The sequence below is a fragment of the Mesobacillus boroniphilus JCM 21738 genome, from assembly GCF_000517385.1.
GTDB classification, from domain to species: Bacteria; Bacillota; Bacilli; order Bacillales; family Cytobacillaceae; genus Mesobacillus; species Mesobacillus boroniphilus.
The window spans coordinates 1-1,340 of sequence record NZ_BAUW01000211.1 but is presented as its reverse complement, the minus strand read 5'-3'; the positions used below and the strand labels follow the sequence as shown (position 1 = coordinate 1,340).

General features: G+C 38.5%; 1 protein-coding gene. It reads right to left on the bottom strand.

Annotation, left to right across the window (positions count from 1 at the left end; genetic code table 11):
- Positions 1-164: 164 nt before the first annotated feature.
- Positions 165-1,340 (bottom strand): IS1380 family transposase (locus tag JCM21738_RS21830; protein ID WP_035210294.1); only part of this gene is annotated, 1,176 nt, incomplete at its 5' end.

The window sequence follows — 1,340 nt, the reverse complement described above, 5'->3', positions numbered from 1 at the left end:
GAAGACAGAATCAACCATTTTCTCGGTCTCCAGGTGAATTTTTTTCGTGATTTTACTACTTAAGTCGTGATGTTAAAACAAATCTTTAAATTGAGCTGATTTTTGGGCAGACTAACCCCCTTGTTCTGAAATTCGGAAAAATTTTAATAGGGATTTGAGCTCGCTCACTCCAGCTTTAGCTTCTGTATTCGCTGAATTACTTTCCAAAAGAATTCCTGGTACACGAAACTTGAAGCTAGTTTGAAATAAAGGGACCTGCCTGATTTGACTAATTTACTGGCCACCTTAATGATTCGAGTGCGGATGGTATCGATCTGCATGGTCTTTTGCCCTTCCGGAAAACAAAGTGTACGTAGCCAATTCGTTAGGTTATAAGCAAGCAGACTCAACATCATCTTTACTTCGTTTACCTGGAAAGTATGACTATTCATTTTATCTAAATAGAAACCGTTCTTGGCTTCCTTAATATAGTTCTCCATCGTACCTCTTTTCTGGTAAGAAAGAACAATATCTTTTGGAGAGAAGGCATCTATCAAGTTCGTTACAAAAAATGAATGCGTGAAAAACAACTCGTCTGCAGGACGTACAGATTTTATAATCACTTTTCTAGGCTTAGACCATGATTTCGCTTGATAAATGGTTTCTTCATAATAACATTCCATATTTGTTACATCGGAAGTCATGGATGAAGGATGGAGTTCATCCGCAATTCGTTGTAGATTCGCATTTGCTTTGAGTCGAATAACGTAATAAACGGATTCTTTTTCGCACAAATCGTACAAAGCTGGGACGGCGAAGCCACTATCCCCACGAACAAATGGTGTAGTTTCAGGGAATTGTTTATTGTAATGTTCAACCAACGGTTGAACAAAATCAACAACACCGTTAGAGGTATAGACATTCCCAGGACGAAGCTTAGCTTTGATAAAGTCACCGGTTACTCCATCGAATACAACTAATGGGTGGAAACCTACTGTTCCGTAATGGGCATTGTAAGCGGCGGATTCTTGATCTCCATAGGTATCTGAATGTGTAGAATCCAAATCAAATATGAGTGCCTTTGACTCTCTGAATTGATGTGCTTTGTCAATAAGTTCTTGGTTGGCTTGATTTAATTCCTCTATGGATTGGCTATCAAACCGTTTAAAAAAGCGTGACAAACTAGGTTGGGAAGCTAACGCAACCGTTCCAATGATTTGAGTGAGTACAGGGTCTTTCGTTAGTTGATCAGCAGCGTCGTCTTCGGAATAGCCAGCAATGATTTGATATATCTTTTGGCGAAGCAAGTTTTCATTTGAATGAAAATAGTAACGTCTATCATCTTTCAAGTTTAAATTTTT